The following is a 21,672-nucleotide window of genomic DNA, read 5'->3' on the forward strand; positions in this document are numbered from 1 at the left end:
GCTCGGCAGGGGCTGACCTCGTCAGAGGGGCCCCTGCCGGGAACCGGCAGACAATCAGGAGATAGACGTGATCCAGCAGGAGTCGCGACTGCGTGTCGCCGACAACACTGGTGCCAAGGAGATCCTTTGCATCCGTGTTCTCGGTGGTTCCGGTCGCCGCTACGCGGGCATCGGTGACGTCATCGTCGCCACCGTCAAGGACGCGATCCCCGGTGGCAACGTGAAGAAGGGTGACGTCGTCAAGGCGGTCATCGTTCGCACCGTCAAGGAGCGCCGCCGCCAGGACGGCTCGTACATCCGCTTCGACGAGAACGCCGCCGTCATTCTGAAGAACGACGGCGACCCTCGCGGCACCCGTATCTTCGGCCCCGTCGGCCGTGAGCTGCGCGAGAAGAAGTTCATGAAGATCATCTCGCTCGCGCCGGAGGTGCTGTAAGCATGAAGATCAAGAAGGGCGACCTGGTCCAGGTCATCACCGGTAAGGACAAGGGCAAGCAGGGCAAGGTCATCGCGGCCTTCCCCCGCGAGGACCGCGTCCTGGTCGAGGGTGTCAACCGGGTCAAGAAGCACACCAAGGCCGGTCAGACCGCTCGCGGTTCCCAGACCGGTGGCATCGTCACGACCGAGGCCCCCATCCACGTGAGCAACGTTCAGCTCGTCGTGGAGAAGGACGGCAACAAGGTCGTCACGCGTGTCGGTTACCGCTTCGACGACGAGGGCAACAAGATCCGCGTTGCCAAGCGGACGGGTGAGGACATCTGATGGCTACCACCACCACTCCGCGTCTCAAGACGAAGTACCGCGAGGAGATCGCGGGCAAGCTGCGTGAGGAGTTCTCGTACGAGAACGTCATGCAGGTTCCCGGCCTCGTGAAGATCGTGGTCAACATGGGTGTGGGCGACGCCGCCCGCGACTCCAAGCTGATCGAGGGTGCCATCAAGGACCTCACCACGATCACCGGTCAGAAGCCGGCCGTCACCAAGGCCCGCAAGTCCATCGCGCAGTTCAAGCTGCGTGAGGGCCAGCCGATCGGTGCCCACGTCACGCTCCGTGGCGACCGCATGTGGGAGTTCCTGGACCGCACCCTGTCGCTCGCGCTCCCGCGCATCCGCGACTTCCGCGGCCTGTCCCCCAAGCAGTTCGACGGCCGTGGCAACTACACCTTCGGTCTCACGGAGCAGGTCATGTTCCACGAGATCGACCAGGACAAGATCGACCGTGTCCGGGGTATGGACATCACCGTGGTGACCACGGCGACCAACGACGAAGAGGGCCGTGCGCTCCTCCGTCACCTCGGCTTCCCCTTCAAGGAGGCGTAAGCGAGATGGCGAAGAAGGCTCTCATCGCGAAGGCTGCTCGCAAGCCCAAGTTCGGCGTGCGCGCGTACACCCGCTGCCAGCGCTGCGGTCGTCCGCACTCCGTCTACCGCAAGTTCGGCCTGTGCCGCGTGTGCCTCCGTGAGATGGCTCACCGTGGCGAGCTGCCGGGCGTGACCAAGAGCTCCTGGTAACAGCCCTTTCGGGTTGATCCAGGACTCTCGGTAAGCATCTGGTCGGCAGGAGCCCTTCTCCACATGTCGTAGGCTTGTGGGGTTGGGCGCCTGCCGCCCGTACGACTTACTACGCCGTAGGTCCCCGCACCGCACCCGTCCCGCCCATGAGCGGGGAGAGGGATGGCGCATACAGGAAACCCCGGCGAGAGAGGCCGAAGGCCAATTCATGACCATGACTGATCCGATCGCAGACATGCTTACGCGTCTGCGGAACGCGAACTCGGCGTACCACGACTCCGTGACGATGCCGCACAGCAAGATCAAGTCTCACATCGCGGAAATCCTCCAGCAGGAGGGCTTCATCACGGGCTGGCGCGTCGAGGACGCCGAGGTTGGCAAGAACCTCGTCCTCGAGCTCAAGTTCGGTCCGAACCGTGAGCGCTCCATCGCGGGCATCAAGCGGATCTCGAAGCCCGGCCTGCGGGTTTACGCGAAGTCCACCAACCTGCCGAAGGTCCTCGGCGGTCTGGGCGTGGCGATCATCTCCACGTCCCACGGCCTCCTGACCGGCCAGCAGGCGCAGAAGAAGGGCGTGGGTGGGGAAGTCCTCGCCTACGTCTGGTAGTCGGGAACGGAGGAAAAGCTAATGTCGCGTATTGGCAAGCTCCCCATCACGGTTCCCGCCGGCGTGGACGTCACCATCGAGGGCCGCACGGTCACGGTGAAGGGTTCCAAGGGCACCCTGAGCCACACCGTCGCCGCGCCGATCGAGATCGTTAAGGGCGAGGACGGCGTTCTCAACGTCACCCGCCCGAACGACGAGCGTCAGAACAAGGCCCTCCACGGCCTGTCCCGCACGCTGGTGGCCAACATGATCACCGGTGTGACCCAGGGGTACACGAAGGCGCTCGAGATCAGCGGTGTCGGTTACCGCGTGGCCGCGAAGGGCTCCAACCTGGAGTTCCAGCTCGGCTACAGCCACCCGATCCTGGTGGAGGCCCCCGAGGGGATCTCCTTCAAGGTCGAGTCGCCGACCAAGTTCTCGGTCGAGGGCATCGACAAGCAGAAGGTCGGCGAGGTCGCCGCGAACATCCGCAAGCTTCGCAAGCCCGACCCTTACAAGGCCAAGGGCGTGAAGTACGCGGGTGAGGTCATCCGCCGCAAGGTCGGAAAGGCTGGTAAGTAAGCCATGGCATACGGCGTAAAGATTGCCAAGGGCAAGGCCTACAAGGGCGCTGCTCTGAAGCGTCGCCACATCCGCATCCGCAAGAAGATCGCGGGTACGACCGAGCGTCCGCGCCTGGTCGTCACGCGTTCCAACCGCGGGATCACCGCTCAGGTCATCGACGACATCGCGGGTCACACCCTCGCGTCGGCGTCCACCCTGGACGCGTCCATCCGCGGCGGCGAAGGCGACAAGTCGGCGAAGGCGAAGCAGGTCGGCCAGCTCGTGGCCGAGCGTGCCAAGGCCGCCGGCATCGAGGCTGTCGTGTTCGACCGTGGCGGCAACCAGTACGCCGGGCGCATCGCCGCCCTGGCGGACGCCGCCCGCGAAGCCGGGCTCAAGTTCTGAGCCGGTTCCGTAGCTCAGCGGAAAACGAAGAGAGGTAATTCCAATGGCTGGACCCCAGCGCCGCGGAAGCGGTGCCGGTGGCGGCGAGCGGCGGGACCGGAAGGGCCGTGACGGCGGCGCTGCTGCCGCCGAGAAGACCGCGTACGTTGAGCGCGTCGTCGCGATCAACCGCGTCGCCAAGGTTGTGAAGGGTGGTCGTCGCTTCAGCTTCACCGCGCTGGTCGTGGTGGGCGACGGTGACGGCACCGTGGGTGTCGGTTACGGCAAGGCCAAGGAGGTGCCGGCCGCCATCGCCAAGGGTGTTGAGGAGGCCAAGAAGCACTTCTTCAAGGTCCCCCGTATCCAGGGCACCATCCCGCACCCGATCACGGGCGAGAAGGCCGCGGGCGTCGTCCTGCTCAAGCCTGCTTCCCCCGGTACCGGTGTTATCGCCGGTGGCCCGGTGCGTGCGGTGCTCGAGTGCGCCGGCGTTCACGACATCCTGTCGAAGTCGCTCGGCTCGTCCAACGCGATCAACATCGTGCACGCGACCGTGGCGGCCCTCAAGGGCCTGCAGCGTCCCGAGGAGATCGCGGCTCGCCGTGGTCTGCCCCTCGAGGACGTCGCCCCCGCGGCTCTCCTCCGTGCGCGTGCAGGGGCGGGTGCGTAATGGCTCGCCTCAAGGTCACGCAGACGAAGTCGTACATCGGCAGCAAGCAGAACCACCGCGACACCCTGCGTTCCCTGGGCCTCAAGCGCCTGGGCGACGTGGTTGTCAAGGAGGACCGCCCCGAGTTCCGCGGAATGGTGCACACCGTCCGCCACCTCGTGACGGTCGAGGAGGTCGACTGACATGGCGGAGCAGAACCCGCTGAAGGTCCACAACCTCCGTCCCGCCCCCGGTGCCAAGACCGCGAAGACCCGTGTCGGTCGTGGTGAGGCGTCGAAGGGTAAGACGGCCGGTCGTGGTACCAAGGGCACCAAGGCCCGTTACCAGGTTCCGGAGCGCTTCGAGGGTGGGCAGATGCCCCTCCACATGCGTCTCCCGAAGCTGAAGGGCTTCAAGAACCCCTTCCGCACCGAGTACCAGGTCGTGAACCTGGACAAGCTCGCCTCCCTCTACCCCGAGGGTGGCGAGGTCACGGTGGCCGACCTGGTCGCCAAGGGCGCGGTGCGCAAGAACAGCCTCGTCAAGGTCCTGGGCCAGGGCGAGATCTCCGTGGCGCTGCAGGTTTCGGTTGACGCCGTCTCCGGCTCCGCCAAGGAGAAGATCACCGCCGCCGGCGGTACCGTCACCGAGCTCGTCTGAGCTTCGTCCTGACGGACACTGACGGAAAAGAGCCTGGCCGGCACCCCTCGTGGGTGTCGGCCAGGCTCTTTTCCGTACGGGCCCGTCCCGGCGCCGGGGCCCCGGCGGCCGCCTGGGTGCGGCCGCGCCGAGCGGCGGCGGGGGGCGGGTTTCGGACATGTTGGCCGTAGGTGCCCTGTGCCGGGTGTCGATCGGGGCCGCTCGGTCGTTGGCCCGGGAGGGGCCGGTCGACCGGTTGCCCGAGGGGATTGGCCTTACCCGCGGTTGACGTGCCTCAGCGACGTTTCACGCGGGCGTGGCGGCCGGGTATGGTAGCCGCTGTTAGTGTCCCGGCAGTCTGCCCCCGTGGCGTAAGGCTGCCGTGTTTGTATCTACTCACTTACCAAACCGTCACCCTCACGCGCGTAACGCGGGGGTCGCAGGAGGCACCGTGCTCACCGCGTTCGCCCGGGCGTTCAAGACGCCCGACCTGCGCAAGAAGCTGCTCTTCACGCTGGGCATCATCGTGATCTACCGGCTCGGGGCCCACATCCCCGTCCCGGGCGTCGACTACCAGTCCGTCCAGCAGTGCGTGGACGAGGCCAGCAAGGGCGGCAACAGCCTGCTCGGCCTGGTGAACCTGTTCAGCGGCGGGGCGCTTCTGCAGATCACCATCTTCGCGCTCGGCATCATGCCGTACATCACGGCGAGCATCATCCTGCAGCTGCTGACCGTCGTCATCCCGCGCCTCGAGGCCCTCAAGAAGGAGGGACAGGCCGGTACCGCCAAGATCACGCAGTACACGCGTTATCTGACGATCGCCCTGGCGATCCTCCAGGGCACCGGCCTGGTGGCCACGGCCCGCACCGGCGCGCTGTTCAGCGGCTGCACGGTGGCCGGCCAGGTCGTCCCGGACCGGTCGATCTTCGTGACCATCCTGATGGTCATCACCATGACCGCGGGCACCGCCGTCGTGATGTGGCTCGGTGAGCTCGTCACCGACCGCGGCATCGGCAACGGCATGTCGATCCTGATGTTCATCTCGATCGCCGCCGGCTTCCCCGGCGCCCTGTGGGCCATCAAGGTGAGCGGCAAGCTCGCCCAGGGCTGGATCGAGTTCGGCACCGTCATCCTGATCGGCTTCGTGATGGTGGCCCTGGTCGTCTTCGTCGAGCAGGCCCAGCGCCGCATCCCGGTGCAGTACGCGAAGCGCATGATCGGCCGCAGGTCCTACGGCGGTACGTCCACGTACATCCCGCTCAAGGTGAACCAGGCAGGTGTGATTCCTGTCATCTTCGCTTCGTCGCTGCTCTACATTCCGGCCTTGATCGCTCAGTTCTCCACCTCGACCTCCGGCTGGAAGACCTGGATCGAAGCCCACTTCGTCAAGGGTGACCACCCCTACTACATCACCGTGTACTTCCTGTTGATCGTGTTCTTCGCCTTCTTCTATGTGGCGATCTCGTTCAACCCCGAGGAAGTCGCGGACAACATGAAGAAGTATGGTGGCTTCATCCCGGGTATCCGGGCTGGTCGACCTACTGCCGAGTACCTGAGCTACGTGCTCAACCGGATCACCTGGCCGGGCTCGCTGTATCTGGGTCTGATCGCTCTTGTGCCGACGATGGCGTTGGCAGGCTTCGGCGGGGCCAATGCCAACTTCCCGTTCGGCGGGACGAGCATCCTCATCATCGTGGGTGTGGGGCTGGAGACCGTGAAGCAGATCGAGAGCCAGCTCCAGCAGCGCAATTACGAAGGGTTCCTCCGCTGATGCGAATCGTCCTCGTCGGACCGCCCGGTGCGGGCAAGGGAACGCAGGCCGCGTTCCTTGCCAAGAACCTGTCGATTCCGCACATCTCCACGGGCGACCTGTTCCGCGCCAACATCAGTCAGGGCACGGAGCTGGGCAAGAAGGCCAAGGCGTACATGGACGCCGGCAACCTCGTACCCGACGAGGTCACCATCGGCATGGCCAAGGACCGCATGGAGCAGCCGGACGCCGTGAACGGCTTCCTGCTCGACGGCTTCCCGCGGAACGTGGCCCAGGCCGAGGCGCTGGACGCCATGCTCGTCGGCGAGGGCATGAAGCTGGACGCCGTCCTCGACCTGGAGGTCGAGGAGGACGAGGTCGTCAAGCGGATCGCGGGCCGCCGCATCTGCCGCAACGACAGCGCCCACGTCTTCCACGTGACGTACGCGCCGCCGAGGGCGGAAGGTGTCTGCGACCACTGCGGTGGCGAGCTGTACCAGCGCGACGACGACTCCGAGGAGACCGTCCGCAAGCGACTGGAGGTCTACCACACGCAGACCGAGCCGATCATCGACTACTACAAGGCCCAGGGCCTGGTGGTCACCATCTCCGCGCTCGGCAAGGTCGACGAGGTCACCGGGCGGGCGATGGCGGCGTTGCGGGGCGAGAAGGCCGCGTAGTACGACGTTGCTGCTGTGCTTCGGCCGCGGTGCCCTTCGGGGCGCCGCGGCCGCTGTCGTACGGCCGTATCGTGGTGAGGTCACCCCGTTCTCCGTTTGGAAAGGCGTCAGCCGTCATGGTGCAGATCAAGACTCCCGAGCAGATCGCGAAGATGCGCGAGGCGGGACTTGTCGTCGCCGCCATCCACGCGGCGACGCGCGAGGCGGCGGTGCCGGGCGCGACGACGAAGGACCTGGACGAGGTCGCGCGGAAGGTGATCGCCGACCACGGGGCGAAGTCGAACTTCCTGGGGTACGGCGGGTTCCCCGCCACGATCTGCACGTCCGTGAACGAGGTCGTCGTCCACGGCATCCCGAGCGACGACGTCGTCCTGAAGGACGGCGACATCATCTCCATCGACTGCGGCGCGATCGTCGACGGCTGGCACGGTGACGCCGCCTACACGGCCTTCGTGGGTTCGGGCCACGCCCCGGAGCTGATCGAGCTCTCCCGGGTGACCGAGGAGTCGATGTGGGCCGGCATCGCCGCCATGAAGAACGGCAACCGGCTGGTGGACATCTCCAAGGCGATCGAGTCCTACATCCGCCGCCAGCCGCGCCCGGCGACCGGCGAGCACAGCCTGGGCAAGTTCGGGATCATCGAGGACTACGGCGGCCACGGCATCGGCACCGAGATGCACATGGACCCGCACCTGCTGAACTACGTCACCCGCAAGCGCGGCAAGGGCCCCAAGCTGGTGCCCGGCTTCTGCCTGGCGATCGAGCCGATGGTGTCGCTCGGTACCCCCCGCACGGAGGTCCTGGAGGACGACTGGACCGTCATCACGACGGACGGCACCTGGTCCTCCCACTGGGAGCACTCGGTGGCCCTCACGGAGGAGGGCCCCCTGGTCCTCACGGCCCCGGACGGCGGCAAGGCCAAACTCGCGGAGCTGGGCGTCACCGCCGCCCCGGACCCCCTGGCCTGACGGCTCTCCCGGCCCGGCTCGGCGACCGCCCCGTGCGGGGGCGCGGCGGGCCGGACCGTCCGCCCGGTGGCGGTCGAGTAAGGATCTTCCGCCGTGGGCACACTTCTGAATTCGTCTTTTCGAATGGCCTGACGTAGACTGATGCGTCGGCTCTCGTGTACCCGTGTGTCCACACACGGCGACGAGAGTCGATCAAGGTAGCCGATTCGAAGGGCGAAGCGTGGCCAAGAAGCAAGGTGCCATCGAAATTGAGGGCACCGTGATCGAGTCCCTGCCGAACGCCATGTTCAAGGTGGAGCTCCAGAACGGTCACAAGGTCCTCGCGCACATCTCCGGCAAGATGCGGATGCACTACATCCGTATCCTCCCGGACGACCGGGTCGTCGTGGAGCTGTCTCCGTACGACCTGACGCGTGGGCGGATCGTCTACCGATACAAGTAGATCTTGTCGCGCCCCACGTGTGGGGCGGTGGCACTGACCCGGAGAACCTCACATCCCATGAAGGTCAAGCCGAGCGTCAAGAAGATCTGCGACAAGTGCAAGGTGATCCGCCGTCACGGTCGGGTCATGGTCATCTGCGACAACCTGCGCCACAAGCAGCGCCAGGGCTGACGCACGCCGACCTGCACCTCCGCAGTTCTTCGCGCGACGCGAGCAAATTCGTACATACGCAGTGCCCGCCAAGCCCTCACAGGGTCGGCGACACCTCCGGCGGGGGCCGGGGACCTGGTCCGTACCTCGTACGGCGGCCACGGAGCGGCACTGCGGAAGACCCCCGAACACACAGGAGCCATTGAATGGCACGCGTTTCCGGTGTTGACATCCCGCGCGACAAGCGCGTGGAGGTCGCACTCACCTACGTCTTCGGTATCGGCCGCACCCTGGCGAAGGAGACCCTCGCCTCCACCGGTGTGAACCCGAACACCCGCGTTCGTGACCTGTCCGAAGAGGACCTGGTCAAGATCCGCGAGTACGTGGACGCCAACCTCAAGACCGAGGGTGACCTCCGTCGCGAGATCCAGGCCGACATCCGCCGCAAGGTCGAGATCGGCTGCTACCAGGGTCTGCGCCACCGTCGCGGTCTGCCGGTCCACGGCCAGCGCACCAGCACGAACGCTCGTACCCGCAAGGGCCCGCGTCGCGCCATCGCCGGTAAGAAGAAGCCGGGCAAGAAGTAGTCCGCAGCGGACGACTGTCCACGGTCTTCGCTGTAGGACCGACCACCTCCCGTAGGAGTAAGACATGCCCCCCAAGGGTCGTCAGGGCGCTGCCAAGAAGGTGCGCCGCAAGGAAAAGAAGAACGTCGCTCACGGGCACGCCCACATCAAGAGCACGTTCAACAACACCATCGTTTCGATCACCGACCCCTCGGGCAACGTGATCTCCTGGGCCTCCGCCGGCCACGTCGGCTTCAAGGGCTCGCGCAAGTCCACCCCCTTCGCCGCGCAGATGGCCGCCGAGTCGGCCGCCCGCCGCGCGCAGGAGCACGGCATGCGCAAGGTCGACGTCTTCGTCAAGGGCCCGGGCTCGGGTCGTGAGACGGCCATCCGTTCGCTCCAGGCGACCGGTCTCGAGGTCGGCTCCATCCAGGACGTCACCCCCACGCCGCACAACGGCTGCCGTCCGCCGAAGCGCCGCCGCGTCTGACGCACGGCTGCGGACAGGACGGTGGTCTGCTGGGGGTCCGGGGGTTATCCCCCGGGAATGCGCAGCACGGCTGCCGTCCGCCGAAGCGCCGCCGCGTCTGACGCACGGCTGCTGCTTGTTTTGTGAGGTTCCGGGCGGTACGGCTCTTCGGGGGCGTGCCGCCCGTACCCTTGCAGTATCAGAGGACGTCAAATAGCGGGCGTCCACGACTGAAGGAAACACACCATGCTTATCGCTCAGCGTCCCTCGCTGACCGAAGAGGTTGTTGACGAGTACCGCTCGCGGTTCGTCATCGAGCCGCTGGAGCCGGGCTTCGGCTACACGCTCGGCAACTCGCTTCGCCGTACGCTCCTCTCCTCGATCCCGGGTGCGGCGGTCACGTCCATCCGCATCGACGGTGTCCTGCACGAGTTCACCACCGTGCCGGGCGTCAAGGAGGACGTCACCGACCTCATCCTCAACATCAAGCAGCTGGTCGTGTCCAGCGAGCACGACGAGCCGGTCGTGATGTACCTGCGCAAGCAGGGCCCGGGCCTCGTGACCGCGGCCGACATCGCCCCGCCGGCCGGTGTCGAGGTGCACAACCCCGACCTGGTGCTCGCCACGCTGAACGGCAAGGGCAAGCTGGAGATGGAGCTGACCGTCGAGCGCGGTCGCGGCTACGTCTCCGCCGTCCAGAACAAGCAGGTGGGTCAGGAGATCGGCCGCATCCCGGTCGACTCGATCTACTCGCCGGTCCTGAAGGTCACGTACAAGGTCGAGGCGACGCGTGTCGAGCAGCGCACCGACTTCGACAAGCTGATCGTCGACGTCGAGACCAAGCAGGCCATGCGTCCGCGTGACGCCATGGCGTCGGCCGGTAAGACCCTGGTCGAGCTGTTCGGTCTGGCGCGCGAGCTCAACATCGACGCCGAGGGCATCGACATGGGCCCGTCCCCGACGGACGCCGCCCTCGCCGCCGACCTGGCGCTGCCGATCGAGGAGCTCGAGCTCACCGTTCGTTCGTACAACTGCCTCAAGCGCGAGGGCATTCACTCCGTGGGTGAGCTCGTGGCGCGTTCCGAGGCCGACCTGCTCGACATCCGCAACTTCGGTGCGAAGTCGATCGACGAGGTCAAGGCGAAGCTGGCCGGCATGGGCCTGGCCCTCAAGGACAGCCCGCCCGGATTCGACCCGACCGCCGCCGCCGACGCCTTCGGCGCCGACGACGACGCGGACGCGGGCTTCGTCGAGACCGAGCAGTACTAGTAGCTGCGATTGCTGCCCGCAGGCGACCGCCTGCGGGGCCCTGACCCCGGTACCTGATACGGCCGGGGCAGATCACAAGGAGAAACACCATGCCGAAGCCCGCCAAGGGTGCCCGTCTGGGCGGCAGCGCCGCGCACGAGAAGCTGCTCCTCGCGAACCTCGCGAAGTCGCTCTTCGAGCACGGCCGCATCACCACGACCGAGGCCAAGGCCCGCCGCCTGCGTCCGGTCGCCGAGCGCCTGATCACCAAGGCGAAGAAGGGCGACATCCACAACCGTCGCCTGGTGCTGCAGACGATCACGGACAAGGGCATCGTGCACACGCTCTTCACCGAGATCGCTCCGCGCTACGCCGAGCGCCCGGGTGGCTACACCCGCATCACCAAGATCGGTAACCGTCGTGGCGACAACGCCCCGATGGCGGTCATCGAGCTGGTCGAGGGCGAGATCGCCAAGAAGGCGACCGTCGCCGAGGCCGAGGCTGCGACGAAGCGCGCGGTCAAGGAGGCCGACGAGGCCAACGCCAAGGTCGACGAGGCGAAGGCCGACGAGGCGGAGGCCAAGGCTGACGAGGCCAAGGCCGAAGAGTCCAAGGACGCCTGAACCGCGTTCTGAAGGCTGACGGACGGGCCCGCCCCCCTCGGGGGCGGGCCCGTTCGGCTTGAGAGGATTGACGCGTGAGCGATGACGTGAAGCCCGGCTTCGTACGGGTACGGCTGGACCTTTCGTACGACGGCAAGGACTTCCACGGCTGGGCCAAGCAGGCCGGTGGGCAGCGGACCGTGCAGGGTGAGATCGAGGACGCGCTGCGTACCGTGACGCGGTCGCCCGAGACGTACGAGCTGACCGTCGCGGGCCGCACGGACGCGGGCGTCCACGCGCGCGGGCAGGTCGCCCACGTCGACCTCCCGGAGGCCGTGTGGGCCGAGCACCGGGACAAGCTGCTGCGGCGGCTGGCCGGGCGGCTGGGGCACGACGTACGGGTCTGGAAGGTCGAGGAGGCGCCGAGCGGGTTCAACGCGCGGTTCTCGGCGATCTGGCGGCGGTACGCCTACCGGGTGACCGACCGGCCGGGCGGGGTCGACCCGCTGCTGCGCGGGCACATCCTGTGGCACGACTGGCCGCTGGACGTCGACGCCATGAACGCGGCCGCCGAGCCCCTGGTGGGCGAGCACGACTTCGCCGCGTACTGCAAGAAGCGGGACGGGGCGACGACCATCCGTACGCTCCAGGAGCTGCGCTGGGAGCGGCTGCCGTCCGGGGTCCTGGAGGCCACGGTGAAGGCGGACGCCTTCTGCCACAACATGGTCCGCTCGCTGGTCGGCGCGCTGCTGTTCGTCGGCGACGGGCACCGGCCGGTGGACTGGCCGGGGAAGGTGCTGGCCGCGGGCGTGCGCGACTCGGCCGTCCATGTCGTACGGCCGCACGGGCTCACGCTGGAGGAGGTCGGTTACCCGGCCGACGAACTGCTGGCCGCCAGGAACCTGGAGGCCCGCAACAAGCGGTCACTGGCCGCCCGCGGGAGCGGTGGCTGCTGCTGAGGCCTGGGCGCGGCCGCGGGCGTAGATCTGGTTGAAGGCGAACGTCCCGAGGTCGTCGCTGGCCTTGAAGACCGCGCCGTCGCTCTTGGTGACCTTCTTGCCGCTGGTGAAGCCCGCCTGCGTGAAGTAGGCGTACCGGCCGATCGAGTTCGCGCGGCGCAGGCACACCGTCTGGGCCTGGCAGAAGCCGTTGACGCCCGAGCCGGCGAGCGGGGTGACGCCGCCCACCGCCTGCTCCTTGGCCTTGAGCGCGGCCGCCTTGGTGTCGAAGAGCGCGACGCCGACCGTGATGGCGACGCCGTCCCTCTCGTACGTGGCGCGGATCACGCGCTCGCAGCCGTTCCGCTCCAGGACCCCGCCGAGGCCGTCCTCCGCGGCTGCCGCACAGGTGGTGGTGGAGGCGGTGGCGCCCTTCTTGTAGACGCGGTCGCCCACGGTGAGCTTCTGGCCGGGGAAGAGGGACTCCGCGCTGAGCGGGGCCTTGTCCTTCTGGGCGCTGGAGATGAAGTCCATCGGGTTCGGCGGGGGCGGGGGAGCGACCGAGGAGAAGGACGGTTGCGGCTTGGCGGTGTCGGTGGGGAGCTCGGGGGCGCCGCTGGTGGTGTCCGCGAGGTTGGCGCCGTCGTCGTCCTTCTTGCCGGTGGAGACGATGGCCGCCGCGATCACGGTGCCCACGAGCGCGGTGGCGAGCGCGGCGCCGCCGACGAGCAGCAGGCGCTTACGGCGCGTACGGGCGGCCGAGGCCTCCGCCAGCGCGCTCCAGTCCGGCGTCTGCGCCGTGTACGGCTGGTTCTGCTGGTACGGATCCTGGTACGGGTCCGGCCGGTACGGGTCTTGCGGCTGCTGCGGCCACTGCGGTCCCCCAAAGCTCATGCCGCGCATCCTAAACCGGTTGGGCCGGGGGTCGGCCCCCGGAGACAATGCGGCCATGGGACATGTAGAGGTCGCGCATCTGGAGTACTGCCTGCCGGACGGGCGGGTGCTGCTCGGCGACGTGTCGTTCCGGGTGGGCGAGGGCGCGGTCGTGGCGCTCGTCGGCGCGAACGGGGCCGGCAAGACGACGCTGCTGCGGCTGATCGCGGGGGACCTCCAGCCGCACGGCGGCACGGTGACCGTGTCGGGCGGGCTGGGCGTGATGCCGCAGTTCGTGGGGTCGGTACGGGACGGGCGGAGCGTGCGGGACCTGCTGGTGTCGGTCGCCCCGGCGCGGATCCGGGAGGCCGCGGCCGCGGTGGACGCCGCCGAGCACCGGATCCTGACGGTGGACGACGAGGCCGCGCAGATGGCGTACGCCCAGGCGCTGAGCGACTGGGCGGAGGCGCGCGGGTACGAGGCCGAGACCGTCTGGGACATGTGCACCACGGCGGCGCTGGGCGTGCCGTACGACAAGGCCCAGTTCCGTGAGGTGCGCACGCTCAGCGGCGGTGAGCAGAAGCGGCTGGTGCTGGAGGCGCTGCTGCGTGGCCCCGAGGAGGTGCTGCTCCTCGACGAGCCGGACAACTATCTGGACGTCCCCGGCAAGCGCTGGCTGGAGGAGCGGCTGGCCGAGACCCGCAAGACCGTCCTGTTCGTCTCGCACGACCGGGAGCTGCTGGCGCGGGCCGCCGAGAAGATCGTGGCCGTGGAGCCCGGGCCGGCGGGGTCGGACGTGTGGGTGCACGGAGGCGGCTTCGGGACGTTCCACGAGGCGCGGCGGGAGCGGTTCGCCCGGTTCGAGGAACTGAAGCGCCGGTGGGAGGAGAAGCACGCCCAGCTGAAGCGGCTGGTGGTGAACCTGCGGCAGGCGGCGTCGGTCAGCCATGAGATGGCGTCGCGGTACGCGGCCGCTCAGACGCGGCTGCGGAAGTTCGAGGAGGCCGGTCCGCCGCCGGAGCCGCCGCGGGAGCAGGACATCCGGATGCGGCTGCGGGGCGGGCGCACGGGCGTGCGGGCCGTGACGTGCCAGGAGCTGGAGCTCACGGGCCTGATGAAGCCCTTCTCGCTGGAGGTCTTCTACGGGGAGCGGGTGGCCGTGCTCGGCTCGAACGGCTCCGGCAAGTCCCACTTCCTGCGGCTGCTGGCGGGGGAGGACGTCGCGCACAGCGGGTCGTGGAAGCTGGGTGCGCGGGTGGTGCCCGGGCACTTCGCCCAGACCCATGCGCACCCCGAGCTGATGGGCCGCACGCTGGTCGACATCCTGTGGACCGAGCACGCCAAGGACCGGGGCGGGGCGATGTCGGTGCTGCGGCGGTACGAGCTGGAGCAGCAGGGCGACCAGGTGTTCGACCGGCTGTCGGGCGGGCAGCAGGCGCGGTTCCAGATCCTGCTGCTGGAGCTGGCGGGGACCACCGCGCTGCTGCTGGACGAGCCGACGGACAACCTGGACCTGGAGTCGGCCGAGGCCCTCCAGGTGGGCCTGGAGGCGTACGAGGGCACGGTGCTGGCGGTCACGCACGACCGCTGGTTCGCCCGCTCCTTCGACCGGTACCTGGTCTTCGGCTCGGACGGCGTGGTCCGGGAGACCCCGGAGCCGGTGTGGGACGAGCGGCGGGTGGAGCGCGCGCGATAACCGCGCGCGGCGCGGCCGACCCCGGTGGACGGCGGCCGGCCGTCCGCCGGAGGCCGGGCGAGGCGAGATCACCGGGGCGTTCGACCGGGAAATGTCCGCGGCCCTCGCCCGGGCGCTGGGCGCCCCCTGGCCGGATCCGGCCCCGTGCGCGCGCCGTGCGGGACGGGCCGGTTTTGACCCGGGTGGGGGACGGCGCGTATTCTTCTGGTTCGTTATGCGTATTGGCTTGCTCGTTCTCACGTGAGAGGCCGTTACGCCGGTCCACCGGGCCGATGACCAGCGACTGGCACTCGGGTTGCGTCCCCGACGTGCCGTCTAGGCTGTCGTGATCGTCCGGGTGGCCTTGTCAGGACCCACTCACTGAAGAAGCGAAGGCTACGACCGTGCGTACGTACAGCCCCAAGCCCGGCGATGTGACGCGCCAGTGGCACATCATCGACGCGCAGGACATCGTCCTGGGCCGTCTGGCGACCACCGCCGCCACCCTTCTGCGGGGCAAGCACAAGCCGATCTATGCGCCGCACGTTGACGCTGGTGACTTCGTCATCATCATCAACGCCGACAAGGTGCACCTGTCCGGCAACAAGCGGACCCAGAAGATGGCGTACCGCCACTCCGGTTACCCGGGTGGTCTGCGTTCCGTCCGCTACGACGAGCTGCTCGAGAAGAACCCCGAGAAGGCCGTTGAGAAGGCCGTCAAGGGCATGCTCCCGAAGAACACCCTTGGCCGTCAGATGCTCTCGAAGCTGAAGGTCTACGCGGGCGAGAACCACCCGCACGCTGCTCAGCAGCCGGTCCCGTTCGAGATCACCCAGGTCGCGCAGTAAGTCCGGCCACCCCCTAAGACGAAAAGAATCTGAGGAGCATCGTGGCCGAGACCACTGTTGAGAACCCCATCGAGGGCGAGGAGACCTACGCCGAGGTCACCACCTTCGAGTCCGAGGTCCCCGTCGAGGGCGAGTACACCTCGGAGTCCCTCGCGTCCCGCTTCGGCGAGCCGCAGCCGGCCGCCGGCCTGGGCCGCCGCAAGAACGCCATCGCCCGCGTCCGGATCGTCCCGGGCACCGGCAAGTGGAAGATCAACGGTCGCACCCTCGAGGACTACTTCCCGAACAAGGTGCACCAGCAGGAAGTCAACGAGCCCTTCAAGGTGCTCGAGCTCGACAACCGCTACGACGTCATCGCCCGCATCTCGGGTGGCGGCGTCTCCGGCCAGGCCGGCGCCCTGCGCCTCGGCGTGGCCCGCGCGCTGAACGAGGCGGACGTGGACAACAACCGCGGCGCGCTGAAGAAGGCCGGCTTCCTGAGCCGCGACGACCGTGCGGTCGAGCGCAAGAAGGCCGGTCTCAAGAAGGCCCGTAAGGCCCCGCAGTACAGCAAGCGCTAATCACGCCTGCTCGGTCTGCTCAACGTACGCCCCGGCGGCACCTTCGTGCTGCCGGGGCGTACGTCTATACGCTTCACCTTGCTTTTTCGGAGTAACTCGGAGGACAGCTGTGGGACGACTCTTCGGCACGGACGGTGTGCGCGGTGTCGCCAACGCGGATCTGACGGCGGAGCTCGCGCTCGGCCTGTCGGTCGCGGCGGCGCACGTGCTCGCCGAAGCGGGGACCTTTGAAGGACACCGGCCGACCGCCGTGGTCGGGCGTGACCCGCGTGCGTCGGGAGAGTTCCTGGAGGCCGCCGTCGTGGCGGGCCTCGCGAGTGCGGGCGTGGACGTCATGCGGGTCGGCGTGCTGCCGACGCCGGCCGTCGCGTACCTGACGGGCGCGCTCGGTGCCGACCTGGGCGTGATGCTCTCCGCCAGCCACAACGCCATGCCGGACAACGGCATCAAGTTCTTCGCGCGCGGCGGCCACAAGCTGGCCGACGAGCTGGAGGACCGCATCGAGGCGGTGTACGAGCAGCACCGCACCGGTGAGCCGTGGGACCGGCCGACCGGCGCCGGTGTCGGCCGTGTCGCCGACTACCTCGAGGGCTTTGACCAGTACGTCGCCCACCTGCTGAGCGTCCTGCCGAACCGGCTCGACGGGCTCAAGATCGTCCTCGACGAGGCGCACGGCGCCGCGTCCGGCGTGTCGCCCGCCGCCTTCCAGCAGGCCGGGGCCGAGGTCATCACCATCGGCGCCACCCCCGACGGGCTCAACATCAACGACGGCTGCGGCTCCACCCACCTGGAGATGCTGAAGGCCGCCGTCGTCGAGCACGGCGCGGACCTCGGCATCGCCCACGACGGCGACGCCGACCGCTGCCTGGCCGTGGACCACACGGGCGCCGAGGTCGACGGCGACCAGATCCTGGCGGTGCTCGCGCTGGCGATGCGCGAGGCCGGGACCCTGCGCGGCGACACCGTCGTCGCCACCGTCATGTCGAACCTGGGCTTCAAGCTCGCCATGGAGCGCGAGGGCCTCCAGCTCGTCCAGACGGCGGTCGGCGACCGCTACGTCCTGGAGTCGATGAAGGAGCACGGCTACGCCCTGGGCGGCGAGCAGTCCGGGCACGTCATCGTCCTCGACCACGCCACCACCGGCGACGGCACCCTGACCGGTCTGATGCTGGCCGCGCGCGTCGCGGCGACCGGGCGGTCGCTGGCCGAGCTGGCCGGGGTCATGGAGCGGCTGCCGCAGGTGCTCATCAACGTCAAGGACGTCGACAAGACGCGGGTGAAGACCTCCGCCGAACTGGGCACCGCCGTCGCGGACGCCGAGCGCCGGCTGGGCAGCACCGGCCGCGTACTGCTGCGCCCCTCGGGCACCGAGCCGCTGGTCCGCGTCATGGTCGAGGCCGCCGACATCGAGCAGGCCCGCGCGGTCGCCGGCGAGCTCGCCGACGTGGTGAAGTCCGCGCTGGGCTGACCACTGATGTGACTGATGTGAAGGGGCGCCCCACCTCGCCGGTGGGGCGCCCCTTTCGCGTACGTACGGTCAGGCCCGCTGCGCACGGCGGCGCTGGCGCGCCCAGAAGTACTTCTGCGTCAGCAGCGTCAGCGTGCCGGCGACGATGATCGCCACCAGGTTCAGCAGCAGCTGCTCGACCGAGCCCTTCGTCTGGACGAGGTCGCCGTAACCCAGCGCCACGGCGGCGTTCGCCGCCGCCGGGACGGTGGTGACGGAGATGGCCACCCCGACCAGCGCGCCCGACTTCGCCGACGTCAGCGACAGCATTCCGGCTGCGCCCGCGAGGAGGCCGACGACGAACGAGAACCAGTCCGGTGCCCAGATGAAGGCGGTGTTGGGCCGGTCGCCGTGCAGCATGGTCTCGGTGAACAGGCCCGTCGCGTCCATGGCCAGGCTGAACAGCACCGTCAGCGCCATGGCGGCCGCGAAGCCCACCAGCAGGGCGACCAGCGACCGTACGGCCAGGCGCGGCCGGCGCTGCACCAGCGCCGTACAGATACCGGCCAGTGGGCCGAACTCCGGGCCCACCGCCATCGCGCCCACGATCAGGATGGCGTTGTCCAGCACCACGCCGCAGGCCGCGATCATCGTGGCCAGCGTCAGGAACGCCACGTACGTCACGCTGAGCGTCGACTCCTCGTGCGTGGCTTCCTGGAGCTGTTCCCACAGCACCGCGTCGGCGCCCTCGCCGGGCGCGTTCCTCTCCGCCCTCTCCGCGTGCTTCGACAGCGACAGGCCGATGTCCTCGACCGCGATCGAACCGGACCTGTCCAGCCCCAGGGCGCACAGGTCGGAGATCAGCTCGTCGCCCGCCTCACGGGCCACGTCGCACAGCACGAGGTCGCCGGCCGGGTCGCGGGCGGCGCCGGGGATGACGGCGAGATGGGTCGTGCCGACCGTCTTCTCGATGGTGCCGACCACCTCGTCGGTGCGGTCGGCCGGGACGATCAGGCGCAGGTGCAGCACGGCCGCGGTCCTTCGGGGTCGTCGTGGTCGTCAGAGGTCAGAGCTTTCGGAGGGAGAGCCGCTGGACCTTGTGGTCCGGGCCCTTGCGTACGACGAGGGTGGCACGCCCGCGCGTCGGCGCCACGTTCTCCAGCAGATTCACCTTGTTGATGGTCCGCCACATGGTACGGGCGTAGTCCAGCGCCTCCTCCTCGCTGACCTGCGTGTACTTCTGGAAGTACGAGGACGGGTTCTGGAACGCGGTCGCGCGCAGCTTGCGGAAACGATTCAGGTACCAGGCCTCGATGTCCTCGGGGCGCGCGTCGACGTACACCGAGAAGTCGAAGTAGTCGGCGAGGCCGACGCGCGTGCGGCCGTCCTTGCCGGGCAGCGCGGGCTGCAGGACGTTCAGCCCCTCGACGATCAGGATGTCGGGGCGCCGGACCGTGAGGCGCTCGCCGGGGACGATGTCGTAGATCAGGTGGGAGTAGACGGGGGCGGTGACCTCGTCCTTGCCCGCCTTGATGTCGGCGACGAACCGGGTCAGGGCGCGCCGGTCGTACGACTCGGGGAAGCCCTTCCTGGACATCAGGCCGCGCTCCTGGAGCTCCTTCATGGGCAGGAGGAACCCGTCGGTGGTGACCCGCTCCACACGCGGGTGCTCGGGCCAGCGGGCGAGGAGCGCCTGGAGGAGCCGGGCGACGGTGGACTTGCCGACGGCGACGGAGCCGGCGACCCCTATGACGAACGGGGTGCCGCGCTGGGCGCTCTTCTCGCCGAGGAACGTGTTGAGGGCGCCGCGGAGATTGGCGGTGGCGCCGACGTACAGGTTGAGGAGGCGGGAGAGCGGGAGGTAGATGTCGCGGACCTCGTCGAGGTCGATGACGTCGCCGAGACCGCGCAGCTGCTCGACCTCCTCCGCGGTGAGGGGCAGCGGCGTCTTGTCACGCAGTGCGCTCCACTCCTCGCGGGTGAGGTCGACGTACGGAGTGGCCTCCGCACGGCGGTGGGCGGCGGCGCTGCGTGGCGGCGAAGTGATCACACGGCCATTGTCGTGCTTGCGGAGGTGTTGTGGGCCGTGTGCTCGGTCACCCTGGCCCACCCGCGTGGCGGCTGGAATGTCAGTGGCGTGCGTCACAGTTGTGGGGAAGGTGGGCGTCGGGGCTCCGGCGTCCGCGCGGCACGACCTCGAGCCGAGGGGATCAGTCCCATGACGTACGCGATCCAGGCGGAAGGCCTGGCCAAACGGTTCAAGGAGACCCAGGCGCTGGACGGCGTGGACCTGGCCGCCCGTACCGGGACGGTGCTGGGGCTGCTGGGGCCGAACGGGGCGGGGAAGACCACGGCCGTCCGGATCTTCGCCACCCTGCTGGAGCCCGACGCCGGCCGGGCGCTGGTCGCCGGGCACGACGTGGTGCGGGAGGCGGGGGTGGTGCGTTCCCTCGTGGGCCTCACCGGGCAGTACGCGGCGGTCGACGAGAACCTGACGGGCACGGAGAACCTGCTGCTGATCGGACGCCTGCTGGGGATGCCGCGGCGGGAGGCCAGGGCGAGGGCGGCGGAGCTGCTGGACCGCTTCGGGCTGGCCGATGCGGCGGGGCGCGCGGTGAAGACGTACTCCGGCGGCATGCGGCGCAGGCTGGACCTGGCGGCGAGCCTGGTGGGCCGGCCGCGGATCCTGTTCCTGGACGAGCCGACCACCGGCCTGGACCCGCGCAGCCGCGGCGAGCTGTGGGACATGCTGCGCGGCCTGGTCGCCGAGGGCGTCACCGCCCTGCTGACCACCCAGTATCTGAACGAGGCGGACATGCTCGCCGACGAGATCGTGGTGATCGACAAGGGCCGGGTCATCGCCGAGGGCACCCCCGACGAGCTGAAGTCCCAGGTCGGCGGCCAGGTCCTCCAGGTGCGGCCGGTGCGGGCGCACGACCTGGCGGGCGCCCACGCGCTGGTGGCCGAGGCGGCGGGGCACCAGACGCAGATCGAGGGTGACGTGATCACCGCCCCGGTGAACGACCCGGAGCTGATGCCCGCCGTCGTGCGGCGGCTGGACGGCGCGGGGATCGCGGTGGGCGAGCTGACCCTGCGCCGCTCGTCGCTGGACGAGGTCTTCCTGGCGCTCACCGGGCACCGGGCGGAGGACGGTACCGGCGACGGGGCGGCGCCCGCACCGGACGACAGCGACATCGAGCAGGCGGTGAGTTCGGCATGACCGCCACGGCGATGGGCACGCCCCTGACCGCGAGCGGCCGGGTGCGGGCCGGCGCGAGCCTCCGGCAGACCGCCACGATGGCGTGGCGGAGCCTGGTGGCCGTCAAGCACAACCCACTGGAGCTCGTCGACTACAGCATCACGCCGATCATGTTCGTGTTCCTCTTCACGTACGTGATGGGCGGGCAGATGGCCGGGTCGCCCGACGCGTACCTGAAGTACGCGCTGCCGGGCATCATCGTCCAGAACACGCTGTTCATGACGATCTACACGGCCATGGCCCTCAACACCGACCTCACCAAGGGGGTGTTCGACCGGCTGCGGAGCCTGCCGATAGCCCGGTCCGCGCCCCTGATCGGCCGGATCACCGCCGACCTGGCCAAGCACCTGTGGGCGGTGCTGCTGATGCTCGGCCTCGGCCTGGCGCTGGGCTTCCGCGTGACCGGCGGCTTCGGGGGATTCCTGGCGGGCGTCCTGCTGGTGATCGCCTTCGCGGCGGCCGTGTCCTGGTGCGCGGTGCTCATCGGGATGCTGGCGGGTGACGCGGAGAAGGTGCAGGCGTTCGGTTTCACGCTGATCTTCCCGATCACCTTCACCAGCAGCGCGTTCGTCGTGGTCGACACGATGCCCGGCTGGCTCCAGGCCTGGGTGAACGTCAATCCGGTGACGCACCTGTCGGACGCGTTCCGAGGCCTGCTGCTCGGCGGCGAGGTGGGCCGGCCCCTGCTGTGGTCACTGGTCTGGGCGGCGGGCATAGCCGTCGTGTTCTACCCGCTGGCCATGCGCGCCTACCGGGCGAAGGCCTGACCCGGGGGCGCGGGTGGGGGCCGGACACCGGTGCGGGTGGGCCGGGCGGCCCGGCCCGGTGCCCGGGCGGGTGGCGTCGGAGGACGTGCGGGGGCGGG

The 21,672-nt window shown here is 69.0% G+C and carries 29 protein-coding genes; 26 read left to right on the forward strand and 3 right to left on the reverse strand.

What is annotated here, in order from left to right; genetic code table 11:
- The first annotated feature begins 67 nt into the window (after positions 1 to 67).
- The 20 genes from rplN (at position 68) to truA (ending at position 12,166) form a co-directional block, all read left to right on the forward strand.
- Positions 68 to 436, forward strand: a complete 369-nt coding sequence (gene rplN, locus ABT360_RS01805) for a 50S ribosomal protein L14 (protein WP_003956455.1) — start codon at positions 68 to 70, stop codon at positions 434 to 436.
- 2 nt (positions 437 to 438) lie between these two features.
- The gene (rplX, locus tag ABT360_RS01810) at positions 439 to 762 is read left to right on the forward strand and encodes a 50S ribosomal protein L24 (RefSeq protein ID WP_019888758.1); all 324 of its coding nucleotides are present in this window, start codon (positions 439 to 441) and stop codon (positions 760 to 762) included.
- Positions 762 to 1,319: a 50S ribosomal protein L5 gene (rplE, locus tag ABT360_RS01815; RefSeq protein ID WP_073753487.1), complete on the forward strand. Its 558-nt coding sequence runs from the start codon at positions 762 to 764 to the stop codon at positions 1,317 to 1,319. The genes rplX and rplE overlap by 1 nt, the downstream gene beginning before the upstream one ends.
- A 5-nt stretch (positions 1,320 to 1,324) precedes the next feature.
- Positions 1,325 to 1,510 (forward strand): type Z 30S ribosomal protein S14, encoded by a 186-nt coding sequence (locus ABT360_RS01820; RefSeq protein ID WP_003956452.1) that lies wholly within the window; start codon positions 1,325 to 1,327, stop codon positions 1,508 to 1,510.
- Between the two features lie 208 nt (positions 1,511 to 1,718).
- The gene (gene rpsH, locus ABT360_RS01825) at positions 1,719 to 2,117 is read left to right on the forward strand and encodes a 30S ribosomal protein S8 (protein ID WP_084897853.1); all 399 of its coding nucleotides are present in this window, start codon (positions 1,719 to 1,721) and stop codon (positions 2,115 to 2,117) included.
- A gap of 21 nt (positions 2,118 to 2,138) precedes the next feature.
- Complete coding sequence (gene rplF / locus ABT360_RS01830) at positions 2,139 to 2,678, forward strand: 50S ribosomal protein L6 (protein WP_064069946.1); 540 nt, start codon at positions 2,139 to 2,141, stop codon at positions 2,676 to 2,678.
- 3 nt (positions 2,679 to 2,681) lie between these two features.
- On the forward strand, positions 2,682 to 3,065 hold the full coding sequence (gene rplR / locus ABT360_RS01835; protein WP_031076680.1) for a 50S ribosomal protein L18: 384 nt from the start codon (positions 2,682 to 2,684) through the stop codon (positions 3,063 to 3,065).
- A gap of 43 nt (positions 3,066 to 3,108) precedes the next feature.
- Positions 3,109 to 3,714, forward strand: a complete 606-nt coding sequence (rpsE, locus tag ABT360_RS01840; protein ID WP_006376045.1) for a 30S ribosomal protein S5 — start codon at positions 3,109 to 3,111, stop codon at positions 3,712 to 3,714.
- Positions 3,714 to 3,896 (forward strand): 50S ribosomal protein L30, encoded by a 183-nt coding sequence (gene rpmD / locus ABT360_RS01845; protein ID WP_041130781.1) that lies wholly within the window; start codon positions 3,714 to 3,716, stop codon positions 3,894 to 3,896. Before rpsE ends, rpmD begins: the two co-directional genes overlap by 1 nt.
- Position 3,897: 1 nt before the next feature.
- Positions 3,898 to 4,353, forward strand: a complete 456-nt coding sequence (gene rplO / locus ABT360_RS01850) for a 50S ribosomal protein L15 (protein WP_344363065.1) — start codon at positions 3,898 to 3,900, stop codon at positions 4,351 to 4,353.
- Positions 4,354 to 4,783: 430 nt separating this feature from the next.
- Positions 4,784 to 6,103 (forward strand): preprotein translocase subunit SecY, encoded by a 1,320-nt coding sequence (gene secY, locus ABT360_RS01855; RefSeq protein ID WP_351809128.1) that lies wholly within the window; start codon positions 4,784 to 4,786, stop codon positions 6,101 to 6,103.
- A complete protein-coding gene (locus ABT360_RS01860) occupies positions 6,103 to 6,762 on the forward strand; it encodes an adenylate kinase (RefSeq protein ID WP_351809131.1) in 660 nt (219 codons plus the stop codon). Before secY ends, ABT360_RS01860 begins: the two co-directional genes overlap by 1 nt.
- 116 nt (positions 6,763 to 6,878) lie before the next feature.
- Entirely contained in the window at positions 6,879 to 7,730 is an 852-nt protein-coding gene (map, locus tag ABT360_RS01865) for a type I methionyl aminopeptidase (RefSeq protein WP_351809134.1), read from the forward strand.
- A 220-nt stretch (positions 7,731 to 7,950) separates the two neighbouring features.
- On the forward strand, positions 7,951 to 8,172 hold the full coding sequence (gene infA / locus ABT360_RS01870) for a translation initiation factor IF-1 (RefSeq protein WP_003956442.1): 222 nt from the start codon (positions 7,951 to 7,953) through the stop codon (positions 8,170 to 8,172).
- Between the two features lie 57 nt (positions 8,173 to 8,229).
- Positions 8,230 to 8,343, forward strand: coding sequence for a 50S ribosomal protein L36 (rpmJ, locus tag ABT360_RS01875; protein WP_003956441.1), 114 nt, complete (start codon positions 8,230 to 8,232; stop codon positions 8,341 to 8,343).
- Positions 8,344 to 8,528: 185 nt separating this feature from the next.
- The gene (gene rpsM, locus ABT360_RS01880; RefSeq protein ID WP_064069941.1) at positions 8,529 to 8,909 is read left to right on the forward strand and encodes a 30S ribosomal protein S13; all 381 of its coding nucleotides are present in this window, start codon (positions 8,529 to 8,531) and stop codon (positions 8,907 to 8,909) included.
- 64 nt (positions 8,910 to 8,973) lie between these two features.
- A complete protein-coding gene (rpsK, locus tag ABT360_RS01885; protein WP_003956432.1) occupies positions 8,974 to 9,378 on the forward strand; it encodes a 30S ribosomal protein S11 in 405 nt (134 codons plus the stop codon).
- A gap of 225 nt (positions 9,379 to 9,603) precedes the next feature.
- Positions 9,604 to 10,626, forward strand: a complete 1,023-nt coding sequence (locus ABT360_RS01890; RefSeq protein WP_003956430.1) for a DNA-directed RNA polymerase subunit alpha — start codon at positions 9,604 to 9,606, stop codon at positions 10,624 to 10,626.
- 89 nt (positions 10,627 to 10,715) lie between these two features.
- A complete protein-coding gene (gene rplQ, locus ABT360_RS01895; RefSeq protein ID WP_351809138.1) occupies positions 10,716 to 11,228 on the forward strand; it encodes a 50S ribosomal protein L17 in 513 nt (170 codons plus the stop codon).
- A 74-nt stretch (positions 11,229 to 11,302) separates the two neighbouring features.
- Positions 11,303 to 12,166 (forward strand): tRNA pseudouridine(38-40) synthase TruA, encoded by an 864-nt coding sequence (gene truA, locus ABT360_RS01900; RefSeq protein WP_351809141.1) that lies wholly within the window; start codon positions 11,303 to 11,305, stop codon positions 12,164 to 12,166.
- On the opposite strand, the gene ABT360_RS01905 is transcribed toward truA, so the two are convergent.
- Positions 12,131 to 13,039, reverse strand: coding sequence for a hypothetical protein (locus tag ABT360_RS01905; RefSeq protein WP_351809144.1), 909 nt, complete (start codon positions 13,037 to 13,039; stop codon positions 12,131 to 12,133). The two genes, truA and ABT360_RS01905, sit on opposite strands and share 36 nt — an antisense overlap.
- 55 nt (positions 13,040 to 13,094) lie before the next feature.
- Between ABT360_RS01905 and ABT360_RS01910 the strand changes: the two genes are divergently transcribed.
- The 4 genes from ABT360_RS01910 to glmM all read left to right on the forward strand — a co-directional run bounded on the left by ABT360_RS01910 (position 13,095) and on the right by glmM (position 17,569).
- Entirely contained in the window at positions 13,095 to 14,714 is a 1,620-nt protein-coding gene (locus ABT360_RS01910; protein ID WP_351809147.1) for an ABC-F family ATP-binding cassette domain-containing protein, read from the forward strand.
- Between the two features lie 383 nt (positions 14,715 to 15,097).
- Entirely contained in the window at positions 15,098 to 15,541 is a 444-nt protein-coding gene (rplM, locus tag ABT360_RS01915) for a 50S ribosomal protein L13 (RefSeq protein ID WP_105868316.1), read from the forward strand.
- Between the two features lie 41 nt (positions 15,542 to 15,582).
- Positions 15,583 to 16,101: a 30S ribosomal protein S9 gene (gene rpsI / locus ABT360_RS01920; protein ID WP_351809149.1), complete on the forward strand. Its 519-nt coding sequence runs from the start codon at positions 15,583 to 15,585 to the stop codon at positions 16,099 to 16,101.
- A 109-nt stretch (positions 16,102 to 16,210) separates the two neighbouring features.
- Positions 16,211 to 17,569 carry a phosphoglucosamine mutase gene (glmM, locus tag ABT360_RS01925; RefSeq protein WP_351809153.1) on the forward strand — a complete coding sequence of 453 codons (1,359 nt, stop codon included), beginning with the start codon at positions 16,211 to 16,213 and terminating at the stop codon, positions 17,567 to 17,569.
- A gap of 69 nt (positions 17,570 to 17,638) precedes the next feature.
- Here the strand turns inward: glmM and ABT360_RS01930 are convergent, their stop codons facing one another.
- Both ABT360_RS01930 and coaA read right to left on the reverse strand, forming a co-directional pair.
- The gene (locus ABT360_RS01930; RefSeq protein ID WP_351809156.1) at positions 17,639 to 18,577 is read right to left on the reverse strand and encodes a DUF389 domain-containing protein; all 939 of its coding nucleotides are present in this window, start codon (positions 18,575 to 18,577) and stop codon (positions 17,639 to 17,641) included.
- A 37-nt stretch (positions 18,578 to 18,614) separates the two neighbouring features.
- Entirely contained in the window at positions 18,615 to 19,598 is a 984-nt protein-coding gene (gene coaA / locus ABT360_RS01935; RefSeq protein WP_351809159.1) for a type I pantothenate kinase, read from the reverse strand.
- Between the two features lie 168 nt (positions 19,599 to 19,766).
- On the opposite strand from coaA, the gene ABT360_RS01940 reads away from it, so the two are divergent.
- Positions 19,767 to 20,768 (forward strand): ATP-binding cassette domain-containing protein, encoded by a 1,002-nt coding sequence (locus ABT360_RS01940; RefSeq protein ID WP_351809162.1) that lies wholly within the window; start codon positions 19,767 to 19,769, stop codon positions 20,766 to 20,768.
- Positions 20,765 to 21,574 carry an ABC transporter permease gene (locus ABT360_RS01945; RefSeq protein ID WP_351809166.1) on the forward strand — a complete coding sequence of 270 codons (810 nt, stop codon included), beginning with the start codon at positions 20,765 to 20,767 and terminating at the stop codon, positions 21,572 to 21,574. The genes ABT360_RS01940 and ABT360_RS01945 overlap by 4 nt, the downstream gene beginning before the upstream one ends.
- The last annotated feature ends 98 nt before the right edge of the window (positions 21,575 to 21,672 follow it).

Source organism: Streptomyces sp. NPDC000229, assembly GCF_040300825.1.
GTDB lineage: Bacteria > Actinomycetota > Actinomycetes > Streptomycetales > Streptomycetaceae > Streptomyces.

Bases quoted from the DNA above. Each gene is read 5' to 3' on its own strand.
- ABT360_RS01945 (WP_351809166.1), top strand. From the start codon at position 20,765: ATGACCGCCACGGCGATGGGCACGCCCCTGACCGCGAGCGGCCGGGTG.
- ABT360_RS01820 (WP_003956452.1), top strand. From the start codon at position 1,325: ATGGCGAAGAAGGCTCTCATCGCGAAGGCTGCTCGCAAGCCCAAGTTC.
- ABT360_RS01905 (WP_351809144.1), bottom strand. From the start codon at position 13,039: ATGAGCTTTGGGGGACCGCAGTGGCCGCAGCAGCCGCAAGACCCGTAC.
- ABT360_RS01890 (WP_003956430.1), top strand. From the start codon at position 9,604: ATGCTTATCGCTCAGCGTCCCTCGCTGACCGAAGAGGTTGTTGACGAG.
- ABT360_RS01910 (WP_351809147.1), top strand. From the start codon at position 13,095: ATGGGACATGTAGAGGTCGCGCATCTGGAGTACTGCCTGCCGGACGGG.
- ABT360_RS01860 (WP_351809131.1), top strand. From the start codon at position 6,103: ATGCGAATCGTCCTCGTCGGACCGCCCGGTGCGGGCAAGGGAACGCAG.
- rpsE (WP_006376045.1), top strand. From the start codon at position 3,109: ATGGCTGGACCCCAGCGCCGCGGAAGCGGTGCCGGTGGCGGCGAGCGG.
- ABT360_RS01940 (WP_351809162.1), top strand. From the start codon at position 19,767: ATGACGTACGCGATCCAGGCGGAAGGCCTGGCCAAACGGTTCAAGGAG.
- rpsK (WP_003956432.1), top strand. From the start codon at position 8,974: ATGCCCCCCAAGGGTCGTCAGGGCGCTGCCAAGAAGGTGCGCCGCAAG.
- rpsH (WP_084897853.1), top strand. From the start codon at position 1,719: ATGACCATGACTGATCCGATCGCAGACATGCTTACGCGTCTGCGGAAC.
- rplX (WP_019888758.1), top strand. From the start codon at position 439: ATGAAGATCAAGAAGGGCGACCTGGTCCAGGTCATCACCGGTAAGGAC.
- rpsM (WP_064069941.1), top strand. From the start codon at position 8,529: ATGGCACGCGTTTCCGGTGTTGACATCCCGCGCGACAAGCGCGTGGAG.
- map (WP_351809134.1), top strand. From the start codon at position 6,879: ATGGTGCAGATCAAGACTCCCGAGCAGATCGCGAAGATGCGCGAGGCG.
- rpmD (WP_041130781.1), top strand. From the start codon at position 3,714: ATGGCTCGCCTCAAGGTCACGCAGACGAAGTCGTACATCGGCAGCAAG.
- rplR (WP_031076680.1), top strand. From the start codon at position 2,682: ATGGCATACGGCGTAAAGATTGCCAAGGGCAAGGCCTACAAGGGCGCT.
- rpmJ (WP_003956441.1), top strand. From the start codon at position 8,230: ATGAAGGTCAAGCCGAGCGTCAAGAAGATCTGCGACAAGTGCAAGGTG.
- rplO (WP_344363065.1), top strand. From the start codon at position 3,898: ATGGCGGAGCAGAACCCGCTGAAGGTCCACAACCTCCGTCCCGCCCCC.
- rplF (WP_064069946.1), top strand. From the start codon at position 2,139: ATGTCGCGTATTGGCAAGCTCCCCATCACGGTTCCCGCCGGCGTGGAC.
- rplE (WP_073753487.1), top strand. From the start codon at position 762: ATGGCTACCACCACCACTCCGCGTCTCAAGACGAAGTACCGCGAGGAG.
- rplQ (WP_351809138.1), top strand. From the start codon at position 10,716: ATGCCGAAGCCCGCCAAGGGTGCCCGTCTGGGCGGCAGCGCCGCGCAC.